This is a genomic window from Exiguobacterium sp. LL15 (assembly GCF_024436095.1).
GTDB classification, from domain to species: Bacteria; Bacillota; Bacilli; order Exiguobacteriales; family Exiguobacteriaceae; genus Exiguobacterium_A; species Exiguobacterium_A indicum.
On record NZ_JANFNX010000001.1, the window covers coordinates 122,004 to 135,235 of the forward strand.

The following is a 13,232-nucleotide window of genomic DNA, read 5'->3' on the forward strand; positions in this document are numbered from 1 at the left end:
TGAGAATAAGGATTAAGAAGCGTTGTTTTAAGGAAAACAATAGAGGATATGGAACTTCATACTTTAAATTAGGGAAGTGGTTAGATGCAAAAAATGTTCGAAAACAAATGGTACCGATTCGCCTGGTGGATCATGACGTTACTCATCATCGTCTGGATTGGCGATCATGTCACGTTCCTGTTCCGACCGGTCGCGATTTTGCTTCAAATGGTCGTTCCGCCGCTTGCGATCGCCGGGATTCTCTATTATGTCCTGCTGCCGATCGTTGAGTTGCTCGAGAAAAAGATGAAGCGACGGCCTGCTGTCTTGATCGTCCTCGTTGGTCTGATCGGAATCTTGACGACGCTCGGCTTCATCTTTGGTCCGATGCTATCAGAACAGATCACACAGTTCGTCAACTCGATTCCGACACTTGCGACGCAGTTTCAGCGTCAATTGATCGATGTCCGAGAGCAACTTGAAAACAGTTCGGTGTTCTCACGCTTCCTCTCAGGACCAGATAACTTGTTCAATAAGTTTTCCGGTAACATCTCGGAATACGCTTCGACTTTCCTCAAGAACATCGGTACGGGCGTTGGTGGATTCGTCAGTGTCGTGACGACGACGGTCGTGACGATCGTCATCATCCCGATCATGTTGATCTATATGTTGCTTGATGGCGATAAGCTCAAAGGCAATCTCGTCAAGCTGATGCCGTATGAGTATCATAAAGAGACGAAAAAAATTCTCGGGGACGTCCACTTGACGATCATGAGTTACATCCGAGGTCAGGTCATCGTCAGTATCGGGGTCGGGATCATCGCCTACATCGGATACTTAATCATCGGGATTGATTATGCGTTGCTGCTTGCGTTGTTTGCGACACTGACGAACATCATTCCATTCCTTGGTCCGGTCCTCGGTGTCATTCCGGCATTGATCGTCGGGTTCATTCAGGATCCGATTCTTGCGATTTATGCAATCATCGTCATGACGGTCGCGCAACAGATCGATTCGCACATCATGTCACCGCTCGTCCAAGGGAAAACGCTCGATGTCCATCCATTGACGATCATCATCGTCCTGCTGGTTGCGGGGAATATCGCTGGATTCTTCGGGGTCTTACTCGGTGTTCCGTTCTACGCCGTCATGAAGGTCGTCATCCTGAACATCCGTCGTCTCTATCATCTTCGGTCGCAAAAGAAGATGGTCATCACGGAAGAAGAGAAGACGTTCGATACGATTGTCACGGAGCGCGATTGAGTTTTGAAATTCACGTAAAAGTGCGTCATACTGAAGACGTAGTTAAGAAAAAGGGGGCAGGGATCAGATGGATTCACGTCATACCGAAGAACAAGCCGATTTACTGGCATTGCAGAAGTTTCAACACAACTTCGAGAACAGCCTCAAGTCGAGTATCATTTATCTCTTGCGTGATGGGGCGTTGACGATCGGGGAACTCGAGCAACGGATTGATCAGTCACACGGTCAAATCCTCGAACAGCTGCAGGAGCTGATCGAAGATGGTCTCGTCGTTCAGCAGATGTCAGAAAAAGTGCACGGGCTGGCCTATTATTTAACGGCACCGGCAGAAGATCTCGTCCGTCAGTTCAAGGAATCGATTCGCTGGAGCAAACAGCATATTCGTTATTGAGGAACGTCAAAAGCCAGAGTCGCTAGACTCTGGCTTTTGTGTGGATCTTAACGACGTACGGCACTGAAGGCTTCTTCCGATTCAATGCCTGCTTTGTTGACAGCGGTAATGATGAAACGACCTGTCGCATCTTCTGGAAGTGGGAAGGCTTTCCGTTCGATGACATCTGTTGTACCGAGTTTTTTGCGTTTACCGTCTTTTTCTTGATAGATGTTGTATTTGACGACATCTTTATCCGTAGAAGCATACCAGTTCACGAATCCACCACTGACACGGACGTTCGTGGCTGGTTTCGGTGGTGTTTTGACGGGATCAGATGCTTTCTCATCGAGTTCTGTGAAAACGACGAGTCGATCATCATACGTTCCGGCATTTTGGTCAAACGTTCCGATACACGTGATCAAGTTAAGATTCCGTTTCTCCGAAGCACCAAAGATTTTTTGAAGCGGGGCATCCAAGTGATCGTATTGAACGAGCTTCTTGACGCGGAAGACGAGCGTCCGTCCCGAAGCATCCTTAATCTTGATTTGATCATTCTTCTTTAAGTCTCGTAGTTGATAGAAGACGGCAGGACCTGTTTTCGTATCGGTGTGTCCATCGATGACAGCATTGCCGACATCGCCCGGACGTGGACCAAACTTATACCAGCCGACTTGTTGTTCATTCTTTGGTGTCGCCATGGCGCCATTCTTATCAAGACCGACTTGCTCGACCTTTGTTTTGACGTCAAGCGTTGGAATCGAGAGAGTCTTTGGTAACTCGACTTCATTCGTCGAAAGATCCTTGAACTCTTTTTTGAAGATGTCCGATGGTTTTAACGGATCTTCTGCTGGCGCCTCCTTCTTATTCTCGGAAGAAGTCACCGTCTTGGGTGACGCCGTTCCTTGGGTGATGTTGGATGCTGCTTGTTCCGGCGTGCTAAAGAGCAGGAACAAGAGCGTTCCGACGGAAGCAACCATCAAAACGATGCTTGTCGGCAGTAACCATTTTCGCATGACGTGTAACTCCTTTCCGAGAGAAGGGTCTCTCTATGTAAAAACAGGATAGCAGATTGCTATCCTGTTTTTGATTATACCCAATTTCTTAGGCGTTTTGACGTTTGCGTGCGAGGACAAGACCAACTGCTCCGAGTGCGAGACCGAATACTGCGATTGCACCTGTTGTTGCAGCTGTGTTGTTGTCGCTCATACCACCGTTACCAGTGTTAGGCATTGAGCCTGGTGTACCATCCATGAATTTCTCTGGCGATTGTTTGACGATTGCTTCACCGAGGTTTTCACCTACGCCGTACATGTAAGCGTAAGACTCACGGAATGTGTCGACAGAACCTTTGTAGTCGCCTTCAACATACTGCATGAACGTATCTTGGACGTAAGTCTCGTGACCTGATACGGCTTCTTGTGCTGCTTTTGTTGGAAGGTTTTCTTCTGTTGCCGCACCGAGGAATGCACCGAAATCGTTCGAGAACATTTTGAGCATGTCTTGTGCGTCACCCATTAATTTTTTATCGTCATTGATTGCTGCTGTGACAAGGTTTGCTTGTGCTTCGATGTGGTTTTTCGTCCAAACTTGTTCGAACTGATCCGCACCGGCTTGACCGTAGATTGATTTGATCGCTGCTTTGAAGTCTGCAGTGTGCATATCTTCAGCCCAGTTTGCTGCATCGTAATCCTTCGCTTTATCAACACCAGCTGTCATGCTGAGGTTCGCAAGTGCAACGTGTTCAGCTGCAAGGCTGTTAAGTGTTGAACGAAGATCTGCTGCTTTTGAGTCAGCTTTCGTGTTATCGAATTTCTCAGGCATTTGTGTTGTGATAGCGACTGAGAGTGCTTTTGAGATATCGTACATGCGGCTGTATCCTTCACGGAATGTGTTGTACGATCCTTCGTAGTCACCAGCTGCATATTGCTGGAATGTTTTGTAGACGTCTGCTTCGTGCGCACGGAGGACTTCTTCAGCTGCTGCTTTCGGGAGTTTCCCTTCCGTTGCTGTATCGAGGAAGCTTGAGAGATCTTGTACGAACTCTTCTGTCTCTTTCTTCGAAGCGTTGATGCCGTCTTGGTCATCTGCTTTTACAGCTTTGACGAGGTCTGTTGTGTATTTGTTGTGATCGACGAAGATTTTCTCGAATTGTTTTGCCCCTTCGTCGCCGTAGACTGAAGCGATGGCTGGTGTCATATCGAGTGCATTTTGTTTAAGTGCGGCTTCGTAATATTCTGCGTCTTTTGAACCGTCATATTGTTTTTTCATGTCCATGACAGCGAGGACGAAGTGCTCAGAAAGTAACTGATCGAGTGTGGCACGAAGGTCAGCGGCTTTTGTTTTGACCGTGACGTTCTTCGGTGCTTCTTGTTTCATGTCATCTGCGCCACCAGAAGCGAATGCTGCTGTTCCTGGAAGTACGAGTGCTGCTGCCATTGCTGATGCTGCGAATTTTTTAGTGTGTTTCATGTTGAATCCATCCTCTCGATTTTAAGGTAGTGGAGCGCTTGCTTTGGTTTTTAATATGAAAAACGTTTGGAAGCGTTGATCTAAACTTGAATAGAGGGATGAAACCGGGCCCGTGTCATCCTGTGCTTGTAAGTGTTGCTCGTGAATCTGTAAGGCTTACGCGGGAGGTTGGCATTTGGATTTAAAAAAATGTGAGATTTACGGAAATAATGTGTTGCGAATTTTTAACTTCCTTATATAACAAAAGAAAACTTTTTTTAAATGTTTACCGATCGCTCGTGTTACACTAGCTAGGAACCAGGAGAAGACAAAGTCATTCCTGATATTGTTACCTGGTACTAATGTGCTATACTACGCTTAGACTGAATCAATGAAAGGTGATCAAAATGGTACAAGACCAAGCAGGTACGGAACAGCCAACGCGTGAACGTTCAAAGCGACATCAACAAGGCAAGGACGCCGGAACATCTGAAAAGAAAACACCACGTCTTCGGAAGTACACGACGCGACGTGTCCCAATTCTCGTCCGGTTGTTGATCGTTCTCGTTCTCGTCATCGTCGCACTGGTCGTCGGTGCAATGGTAGGGTATGCAACGTTTGGTGGTGGCGAGGCAATGGATGTGTTAAAGCTCGACACATGGACCCGCATCACCGATTTTTGGATGAAATCTTAATTTGTCAGTGATGGGAGCTGTTTAATATGTATACAATCGAACAAATCAAGGAAGTCATTCCGCATCGTTATCCCTTTTTGCTCGTCGATCGGATTTTAGAGGTCGAAGAAGGCAAACGCGCGGTCGGAGTGAAAAACGTGTCTGCGAACGAAGAATTCTTCAACGGACACTTTCCTGACTATAACGTCATGCCCGGCGTTCTCATCGTCGAGGCGCTCGCGCAAGTCGGTGCCTTCGCTGTCCTCAAGATGGAAGCGAATCAAGGAAAGCTTGCTTTCTTTGCCGGCATCGAGAACTGCCGCTTTAAACGTCAAGTCGTGCCAGGCGATCAATTGCGCCTCGAAGTTGAATTGACGAAGTTACGTGGACCTATCGGAAAAGGTCGTGCCACAGCGACGGTAGACGGGGAAGTCGCCTGCACTGCCGAATTGACATTCGCAATTAAGTGACGACCAGATGAAACGCTGGTTGCTTCCTCTCGCGATTTCCTTATTGATCATCCCTGGCTGTCAGCGTGCTGAAAAGGTCGAGACCGCTTCCCCATCGGTCATCGTCGACCCGATCAAACGGGCTGGTCAGACAGAGAACATCTCCGCCCAGATTTCCTTGACGAGTAAGGACCGGATGCGTTTGACGATCAAGACGACGAATGACATTCGTCTTGACGATCAACAAGTCGACATTCGCTTAGAGGTCTCGAATCAATCGATTCCGTTCCCATTCGTGTCGTTTTCCGCTAAAAAAATGGGTGAGATTCGCACGTACACTTCAGATACAACCGTTGAAGATGAAGTTTTCAACGAAAATCGCCTGCCTGTCCTTGTCATTGACGCCGGAGCAGGACGCGGGATTGAGATTCCGCTCGAAATCATCCGATGAACGATAAAGCGCCGACTCCTGTCACAGGAATCGGCGCTTTATCGTTTATTTGACGAGCGAGACGGCACGGTTTACGTCGAGACGACCGTAGCCGTATGAGGTGTCGTAGCCTTTCGTTCCAAGATCACGGGCGGACGACTTTAAGAGTTTCTCTGTCGCGCTCGGTGACAAGCTCGGTTTTAAGCTCATCAAAAGACTCGCGACAGCTGCGACGTGAGGGGCTGCCATCGAAGTCCCACTCGAATAGGCGAGTTCACCGTCACCGATATAACTCGGGATCTCAACGCCTGGGGCGACGAGATCGAGTCCTTTTCCACGGTTCGAGAACGGGGCGCGGACATCTTTTCGGTCCGTCGCGCCGACAGATAGAACATGCGCATAGCGCGCAGGATAGCTGATCGTCTTCGCGCCGTCATTACCGGAAGCAGCGACGACGAGCACCTTCTTCTGATCGGCGTATGCGATCGCATCCTCGATAGTGCGCGATTTTTCATCCATTTCTAGACTGAGGTTAATGACGCGGGCGCCTTTTTTGACCGCATGGAGAATACCACGTGCGACGTCCGACGTGGAGCCTTGCCCGTGTGCATCAAGGACACGAATCGGAATCAAGGAAGCCGCTGGATTGATCCCTTGAATGCCATACAGATTATCGGCATTCGCAGCGATGATTCCGGCGACATGGGAACCGTGACCGTCTGGATCGGTGACCGACGTCTTTCCGCGAATGAAGTCGTACCCGAGATCGGTCCGGACGCGTCCTGCGAAGTCGGCATAGGTCGAGTTGATCCCGGTATCGACGACAGCGACGAGTGTCGGCTGTAACGTTTTTCCGGCGAGGCGTTTTAAGGCAGCGGCGTAATGGATGTCAGCTCCGACTTTTCCTTTTCGTTGCCCTGTGTTCTGGAGCGACCATTGGTACGGGCGATACATATCCTTTGCCGTCCGGACGGTCTGTGTATGTTCGACGTAGTCAACAGCAGCTGATCGTTCTAAGTAACGTTTTGCCTGCGCTGCGGCAGCCTTCGTCTTGAACGTCCATTCTTCGAGGGACAGGCCCGGAAGCGACGATCGTGTCGCCTGGAGCGACGTCGAGACGGATTGTTTCAGACTACCGTGCTTCATCTTGACGAGGAGACTCGCGGTCTTTGACGTCGTCGCACTTGGTTTCATCGGCAGGAGCGGCTGGAGTTTACGAAGGATGAAGGGAATCTTGTAGCGGGTCCCCGGTTTCCCTTCGAAGACGACGTACTGCGTACCGGACCAGCTGAGCGGGAAGATCAACGCTTCGTCCTGCAGTTGGCGATACCGTTTGTAAGTCGTCCCTTTACTGTAATTCGTCTTTGAGGTATAGACGGAACCTTTCGAGCGATCGAGATCGAATTCGAGATGCGTTGCCCGTTCAATATAGAGGGCTGACGGTAGGGTGAAGACGGCACGTCCGGACGCATCATATGTACCGCGTAACGTCTGACTCGTCACCGGAAGTGGTGTCGTAGCAGCCGAGACGGCGGACGGGGTCAGGAGGCTGACACCGAGGAGGAGTGGAAGGATACGTTTCATGAAAAATCACGACCTTTACGGAAAATGGTGGAAAGTTGAAAAAAAGGACAGTTCAAACAAAATTATCTGGTTTAATTTTACGTTGTTGTTTAAAATTTAGATATGTTTTTCTTACAGAAACGGAGCTGAATGAGACACCATGAAAAAAATCATCATCTTTTTGTTACTCCTGATGTGGGGTGGGACGGGCATCGCTCCGGTCCAAGCCGAATCGAAATGGGACGTGACAGCAAGCGGGACAGGACCGTATACGTTGACCTTCACGGGAGAAGGCATCGTCGATGTGACGAGTGAGACGGCGCTTGCGTTCTCAGACGGTTTGACGGGAAGCGGCATCGATATCACTGCGCATCCGACGGTGACGTTCACAGCAGAGACGGCACCACGGATCGTCGTTACGGAACCAACGACACAGCAATCGATCCTCCTTGAGTTTCCGAAAGTCGACGCGGAGGAGCCGGCAACGGACAATCCTGCGAAACCGGGAAAACCCGTCACGGAACCGGAAGTTAAACCAGACGTCAAACCGGATACAGAATCGGTTACGCCGAATCAACCAAAACCGACGACGCCGACGAAGGAAAAGCCGGTCACGGAAACAAAACCATCTCCGGCGACGAACGTCAAGGCGACGAAGGGGCAAATTACGGGAACGGTCTGGTATGACGCAAACGAAGACGGGATTCGCCAAGAGACAGAAGCCCTTCTTGATGACGTCAGTGTCTTCTTGATCACGCCACGTGGCGACGTCACGGACATGGCGATCACGGAACAAGGGAACTACATATTCGAACAGGTGACGCCAGGGACGTATCAAGTCAAGGTCGATGGCTATGACATCGGCTTGTATACGTTCACGAAGCCGCATCAGGATTCGGATGTCAACACGTTCGGAACAACGAACGTAACGATCCAGGCAGGGGACATCCGAATCATTGATGCCGGCATGACGGAAGGGGACGAGATGATGGAACCGTCGCACTTCTTGACGCTGACGAACTTCGTCGATGCGAATGGGGACCAACAGCCGCAGGAAAAAGAAGAGACCGTCCCGATGATGTACACGTTACTGGATACGGTCACGGGTGAAACGGCATGGACGATTGAAGACGAAGGAGATGATCACGCTTTTGCGGGCGGAGACAGCTTCCCGGTCGGCACGTACATCTTAAAAGTCAAAGCGCCTGCCGGTTATACAGTCAAGGCGATGCATCACCTCGATTACATTGCGTTTGAAGAGGACATGAGTGAGGCGAAGGATGCTCAGGCGCACCTCTTAAAACACTTGAAGCGTCAATCGGTCGATGCAGTCCTTGATTTGACACGCGATGGTGGCGGAACGATGGTTGCCGTCGAACTGGCTCCACCGGCGAAACCGGTCAAGGAAACGCCGACGAAAGTCGTCAGTCCGGTAAAATCGACAGCACCGGTCGCAGCAAAAGCGGATACGACGTCGACTCCAAGCGTTACAGCGGAACGTCTACCGCAAGCAGGGGAAGACAAGCCGTTTCCGTTCGCGGTCGTCGGTGGCATGAGTGCCGTTGTCGGAGTATGGTTGCTCGTTCGAAAACGATAAGGCTTAAACGGAACGTCTCCTACGCGGAGGCGTTTTTTTATGGATTGGTGTGTGTTGATTGACACACACGCACACATATGCGCATAATAGTAGTACCAAATCACAGGAAAGAGGGATTCGATGTTGACGACAAAACAGATCAGTGAATTGTTACGCGTATCGGAAGAGACGGTTCGGCGCTGGATTCGGACAGGGGAATTGCACGCGGAGCAGGACGGAAAAGGCTACCGTGTCGATGAATTGGCGTTGAAACGGTTAGTCGATGAGAAATCACAGATTCCGGGAACCGCATTGAACAAGATTCTCCCGATCATCCAAGATATGTTCGGACCGGAAGCAGCTCAGTTCGCGAAGTCGAACGTCTTTGATCCACTCCAAGCGACGATGCAATCGAGTGAGACGACGGCAACACCGGAAGCCTCGAAAGCTTCGATGGAAGCAGAACTCGCACGCTTGAAACGGAAGAAACGTCGCCTTGAGCTCGAACACGAATTGAAGTTACTCGATATCGAGGAACAGATCGCGTCGATGGAACGTAAACAACAATCCTAAAAGCAAAGCGCACGTAGGGGCATCCCCCTCGTGCGCTTTCGTATGTCACAGGAAAAGGCGCCTTCACTGATCCGAAGGCGTCTTTTTGACGGAACGTTGCTTACGTTTCCAGTACCAATAGCCGAGCCCGAGTGCGATCGGGATGGCCGCCAAGTACGGATTGGCTTCGATATATCCAATGATCTCAAATAACGCGAACCATCCACTGATTAAACCGAGGACGAGTAAAATCGACCGCAGGACTTCTGGAAGCTTACGGATCCGATACGCGAAGAGACAAATGAGGCTAAAAATGATGATCGCCACATGCATTCCTCCATTCCGTACTCAGTATAGCGTATTCGGAAAGCTTTTTCGATGCACAAATCGGCTGGACTCCCGTATAGTGAAGACAGAGAAAAATGGACAAGGACGTGATGGAGATGCAAGCAACAGTGATTGGGACAGGATATGTCGGACTCGTCACTGCGATCGGACTCGCAGAAAACGGGCACGAGGTGACATGTGTCGACTTGAATGCAGAACGGATGGAACGGTTAGCGCAAGGAATCGCACCGATCACCGAAGAAGGGATCGAAGACGCACTTCGTCTCAATCGCGAACGTCTGACGTTCACGACGGACTATCCGGCGTCCGACTTGTACTTGATCGCCGTCGGGACTCCGGAACGGGCAGACGGCAGCTGTGATCTATCGGCTGTCGAAGCGGTCGCACGTTTGATCGAAGAAACACGCCCCGGAGCCAGTGTCATCGTCAAGTCGACGGTGCCACCGGGAACAACGGCCCGCCTGCAAGACGAGCACCCGACGTTACGCTTCGCGATGGTACCGGAGTTCTTACGTGAAGGAACGGCACTCGCGGATAATCGTCAGCCGAGCCGTCTGATCATCGGGACGACGGATGTCGCCTTTGCGACAACGGTCGAACAGCTGTTTCAAACGACTGCTCCGGTCGTCGTCGTTGATCCGACGACAGCGGAGTTGACGAAGTATGCGGCGAATAGTTTCCTCGCCGTCAAAATTAGCTTCATTAATGAGATCGCCCGCCTCGCGGACGCAGTCGGTGCCGACGTGACGGAAGTCGCCCACGGGATTGGACTCGATCCCCGGATCGGTTCTGCTTTCTTGCGAGCAGGTGCCGGATACGGTGGGTCTTGTTTCCCGAAAGACATCGCCGCATTGACGACGCTTGCGCGGACGCACGAGACGACACTGCACGTCATCGAAGCAGCTGACCGGACGAACGAAGCCCAGCTCGATTACGTCCTCGCGAAGATCAGACCGGAGCGGGGAATGCGTGTCGCGCTGCTTGGTCTTGCCTTTAAGCCGGGCACGGACGACTTACGGGACGCACCAGCCTTACGCCTCGCGGAACGGCTCGAGCAACTCGGTGTCGTCGTCGTTGGCTATGATCCGGCAGCGCGGACATTGCTTGACCAGAAACCGACGCTTGAAGAAGCGTTACGCGGAGCGGACGTCGCCGTTATCATGACGGAGTGGCCGGAGATGAAGACGATGGCGCCGGAACTGTTGACGCGCGTCATGCAGACGCCACGCTTGATCGACGGACGGAACTGTTGGCAGTACGTCGATGCCCCAGCAGGCGTCGCCTATGAAGCGATCGGACGTCCGGGAAAAGAATTTTCGAACAAACGTTAAGCGCGACCTGTCATTAGGGGTGAGACCAGTCATGGTGTCATCCCTATTTTGTTAGACGAAAGGACGAAGCGACATGCAGATCGATTATTTCGCGGTTCAACCGAGTGGTCCAAAGGGAGCGCTCGAGGCACACGTGTTATATCCCGGATGGAATCAACGACAGAACGAAGAGTGGGAACGGGCCGTCCATTACGGGGCGGGACTGATCCGGATCCGTCAACGGGGAACGGAACTCCGAATTCCGATCGAGTTCGGATTCGGCTATGTCCTGCAGTACATACGTCAGTTCATGGAAGCCGAACGCAAGGGCGGCAGCATCCGCCAAAAGATGCAAGCGCAGCTCGACTGGATCGCGGAAGGACTGCCGGTTCGTTTTAAGCGCGAGAAGGAGACGATCGTCGTCACGGCAGAACGGAGCCATGCCTTTGCCGAGCGTCCGTTTCTCGAAGCACTGGAAAAGTCGATGTATGTTCTACCGTGAGCTTTATAAGAAAGGGTCTAATGAAAGGTAGTCAACGCGTCGGAGAAGAACGCTGTGATCGGGCGAACACTAGCAGGTCAACTTTAAAAAGAAAGCCCGCGTGGCTTTCTTTTTTTGTTATCGCTGATTTTTGAGAACCGGTTCCCATCCTCCTGAAAAGAACAAACCTCTTCCATCAGGTGGTTTCGTATACTGAGGAAGGCATGATCTAAAAACGAGGAGTGAAAGCGATGAACGGAATACGTATGATCTGGCGAGCGAGTGTGCTGAGCTTACTACTGATCATTTGGTCAGGTGGTGCGGTTGAAGCGGACGGTCCACTCGTATGGGATCAACCGGTATCTGGTGTACTAAAAGCCAACGAGTCAGCGAAGTACGATGTCACCGTGACGCGTCCGAGTAAGTTGATTGTCGACGTCAGTGGGTTCGGTGAAAATACACGTGTGACCTTACAGGATGAGCGTGGTAAACAAGTTCTCTATCAGAGTTTAACGAGTGACGGCGTCAGACCGGCACAAGTTGTCCTGTCTGAATACGTGGAGCCGGGCAACTACCATCTCGTCGTATCGGAATACATCTTAAGTAAACGACCGGCAGCCTATACGCTGCGCGCGACAGCAGAAACCATCACCACGGATGACCAGGAACCGAATAACGGTACGCTAGAAGCGCAAGTCTTACCGTTTCAAAAAGCGGTCCGTGGAATGCTGTCTGCGCAAGATGAAAAAGACATCTATCAACTGAATGTCCCAAAAAGCGGCAAGCTGTCACTAGCGATCGATACATACCTACGCGGCAACGCAACGATTAGTCTGACGGACAGTTTAAACGAGAACGTCTTCTCAAGCTACCTCGTCAGTGAAGAGAAGTCGCCTGGAAAATTCCGTCGCTCTGTTTATGTAGAAGCGGGAAACTACTTCCTGACCTTGTCACGGACGAGTACACAAACTGGTCTTTATCAGGTCCAGGCAGCGATGCAACCGGTACTGACGAATGAACAGGAACCGAATGATGGAGTCCTTGAGGCAACACGCCTATCGTTTGCACAAGGCTACAGTGGTCTGCTGACGTGGCAGGATCATCACGATTACTATCGCGTGACACTACCGAAAAAGAGTCAGGTAACGTTCGATGTCACGACGATGATCGATCCATCTATGACGATTGAATGGACGGACCCGATGAACAAGTCACTTTATTACCGGAGCTTGAGCGGAAGTGAGAAGACACCAGGTAGATGGAAAGACAGTCTTGAACTTCCGAAAGGCACTTACTACTTCCGGATTGGGAGTGCGTACTACAGCGGATACTATCATTTCCGGATGACAGCGAGTCACCTGTTCCCAGTCTTACAGATCAATCCGGTGAAGGCCGGAGCGCGACAGGTCATCGGGACGACGGAGAAGAACGCCACAGTGCGATTAAAGATCGACGAGCGGACCTATACACAAAAAGCAGATCAAACGGGTCGCTTTACGTTTTCAATCCCAATAGCACAGCGTGGCACAAAGATCACTATCTCTTCAGAGAACCGATATGGGAAAACGACGAAGCAGATATACGTGACGCGCTAATCATCTATAGAAAGAACGCATTCCTAACAGAAGAGGAATGCGTTTTCATGATTTCGCCACAATTTGTGGGTAGGGGCAATCAGGGGAAAAGCGATGAAAGGATCAAAAAACAGCTAAAAAAAATTTTTTTGATCTCTTTTGGATCGAAAATCGGAGCGTGACTTTCGAATCATTTCCTCGTTTTTTAAAAT

Annotated in this window: 14 protein-coding genes; 10 read left to right on the top strand and 4 right to left on the bottom strand. The window is 50.7% G+C overall.

Annotated features, from left to right (window positions below; genetic code table 11):
• Positions 1-84: 84 nt before the first annotated feature.
• The gene (locus tag NOM72_RS00645) at positions 85-1,242 is read left to right on the top strand and encodes an AI-2E family transporter (RefSeq protein ID WP_023469482.1); all 1,158 of its coding nucleotides are present in this window, start codon (positions 85-87) and stop codon (positions 1,240-1,242) included.
• A gap of 67 nt (positions 1,243-1,309) precedes the next feature.
• Positions 1,310-1,633, top strand: a complete 324-nt coding sequence (locus NOM72_RS00650) for a winged helix-turn-helix transcriptional regulator (RefSeq protein ID WP_023469481.1) — start codon at positions 1,310-1,312, stop codon at positions 1,631-1,633.
• A gap of 47 nt (positions 1,634-1,680) precedes the next feature.
• Here NOM72_RS00650 and NOM72_RS00655 read toward each other — a convergent pair whose 3' ends face one another.
• Complete coding sequence (locus NOM72_RS00655; RefSeq protein ID WP_023469480.1) at positions 1,681-2,628, bottom strand: class F sortase; 948 nt, start codon at positions 2,626-2,628, stop codon at positions 1,681-1,683.
• Between the two features lie 88 nt (positions 2,629-2,716).
• Positions 2,717-4,084, bottom strand: coding sequence for a hypothetical protein (locus NOM72_RS00660; RefSeq protein WP_023469479.1), 1,368 nt, complete (start codon positions 4,082-4,084; stop codon positions 2,717-2,719).
• A gap of 386 nt (positions 4,085-4,470) precedes the next feature.
• Between NOM72_RS00660 and NOM72_RS00665 the strand changes: the two genes are divergently transcribed.
• The 3 genes from NOM72_RS00665 to NOM72_RS00675 are packed head-to-tail and all read left to right on the top strand — an operon-like array spanning position 4,471 to position 5,637.
• Positions 4,471-4,758 carry a DNA-directed RNA polymerase subunit beta gene (locus tag NOM72_RS00665; RefSeq protein WP_023469478.1) on the top strand — a complete coding sequence of 96 codons (288 nt, stop codon included), beginning with the start codon at positions 4,471-4,473 and terminating at the stop codon, positions 4,756-4,758.
• 26 nt (positions 4,759-4,784) lie between these two features.
• On the top strand, positions 4,785-5,207 hold the full coding sequence (gene fabZ / locus NOM72_RS00670; RefSeq protein ID WP_023469477.1) for a 3-hydroxyacyl-ACP dehydratase FabZ: 423 nt from the start codon (positions 4,785-4,787) through the stop codon (positions 5,205-5,207).
• A gap of 7 nt (positions 5,208-5,214) precedes the next feature.
• Positions 5,215-5,637, top strand: a complete 423-nt coding sequence (locus NOM72_RS00675; protein WP_053454386.1) for a hypothetical protein — start codon at positions 5,215-5,217, stop codon at positions 5,635-5,637.
• Between the two features lie 45 nt (positions 5,638-5,682).
• Here NOM72_RS00675 and NOM72_RS00680 read toward each other — a convergent pair whose 3' ends face one another.
• On the bottom strand, positions 5,683-7,200 hold the full coding sequence (locus NOM72_RS00680) for a S8 family peptidase (protein ID WP_255997320.1): 1,518 nt from the start codon (positions 7,198-7,200) through the stop codon (positions 5,683-5,685).
• A 139-nt stretch (positions 7,201-7,339) separates the two neighbouring features.
• Between NOM72_RS00680 and NOM72_RS00685 the strand changes: the two genes are divergently transcribed.
• Complete coding sequence (locus NOM72_RS00685) at positions 7,340-8,776, top strand: SdrD B-like domain-containing protein (RefSeq protein ID WP_255997322.1); 1,437 nt, start codon at positions 7,340-7,342, stop codon at positions 8,774-8,776.
• A gap of 120 nt (positions 8,777-8,896) precedes the next feature.
• Entirely contained in the window at positions 8,897-9,328 is a 432-nt protein-coding gene (locus tag NOM72_RS00690; RefSeq protein WP_023469473.1) for a helix-turn-helix domain-containing protein, read from the top strand.
• A gap of 63 nt (positions 9,329-9,391) precedes the next feature.
• On the opposite strand, the gene NOM72_RS00695 is transcribed toward NOM72_RS00690, so the two are convergent.
• On the bottom strand, positions 9,392-9,640 hold the full coding sequence (locus tag NOM72_RS00695) for a hypothetical protein (RefSeq protein ID WP_041255214.1): 249 nt from the start codon (positions 9,638-9,640) through the stop codon (positions 9,392-9,394).
• A 110-nt stretch (positions 9,641-9,750) separates the two neighbouring features.
• On the opposite strand from NOM72_RS00695, the gene NOM72_RS00700 reads away from it, so the two are divergent.
• The 3 genes from NOM72_RS00700 (at position 9,751) to NOM72_RS00710 (ending at position 13,041) form a co-directional block, all read left to right on the top strand.
• Positions 9,751-10,986: a UDP-glucose dehydrogenase family protein gene (locus NOM72_RS00700; protein WP_255997324.1), complete on the top strand. Its 1,236-nt coding sequence runs from the start codon at positions 9,751-9,753 to the stop codon at positions 10,984-10,986.
• A 73-nt stretch (positions 10,987-11,059) separates the two neighbouring features.
• Positions 11,060-11,467, top strand: coding sequence for a hypothetical protein (locus tag NOM72_RS00705; protein ID WP_255997326.1), 408 nt, complete (start codon positions 11,060-11,062; stop codon positions 11,465-11,467).
• Between the two features lie 230 nt (positions 11,468-11,697).
• Positions 11,698-13,041, top strand: coding sequence for an Ig-like domain-containing protein (locus NOM72_RS00710; protein WP_255997327.1), 1,344 nt, complete (start codon positions 11,698-11,700; stop codon positions 13,039-13,041).
• The last annotated feature ends 191 nt before the right edge of the window (positions 13,042-13,232 follow it).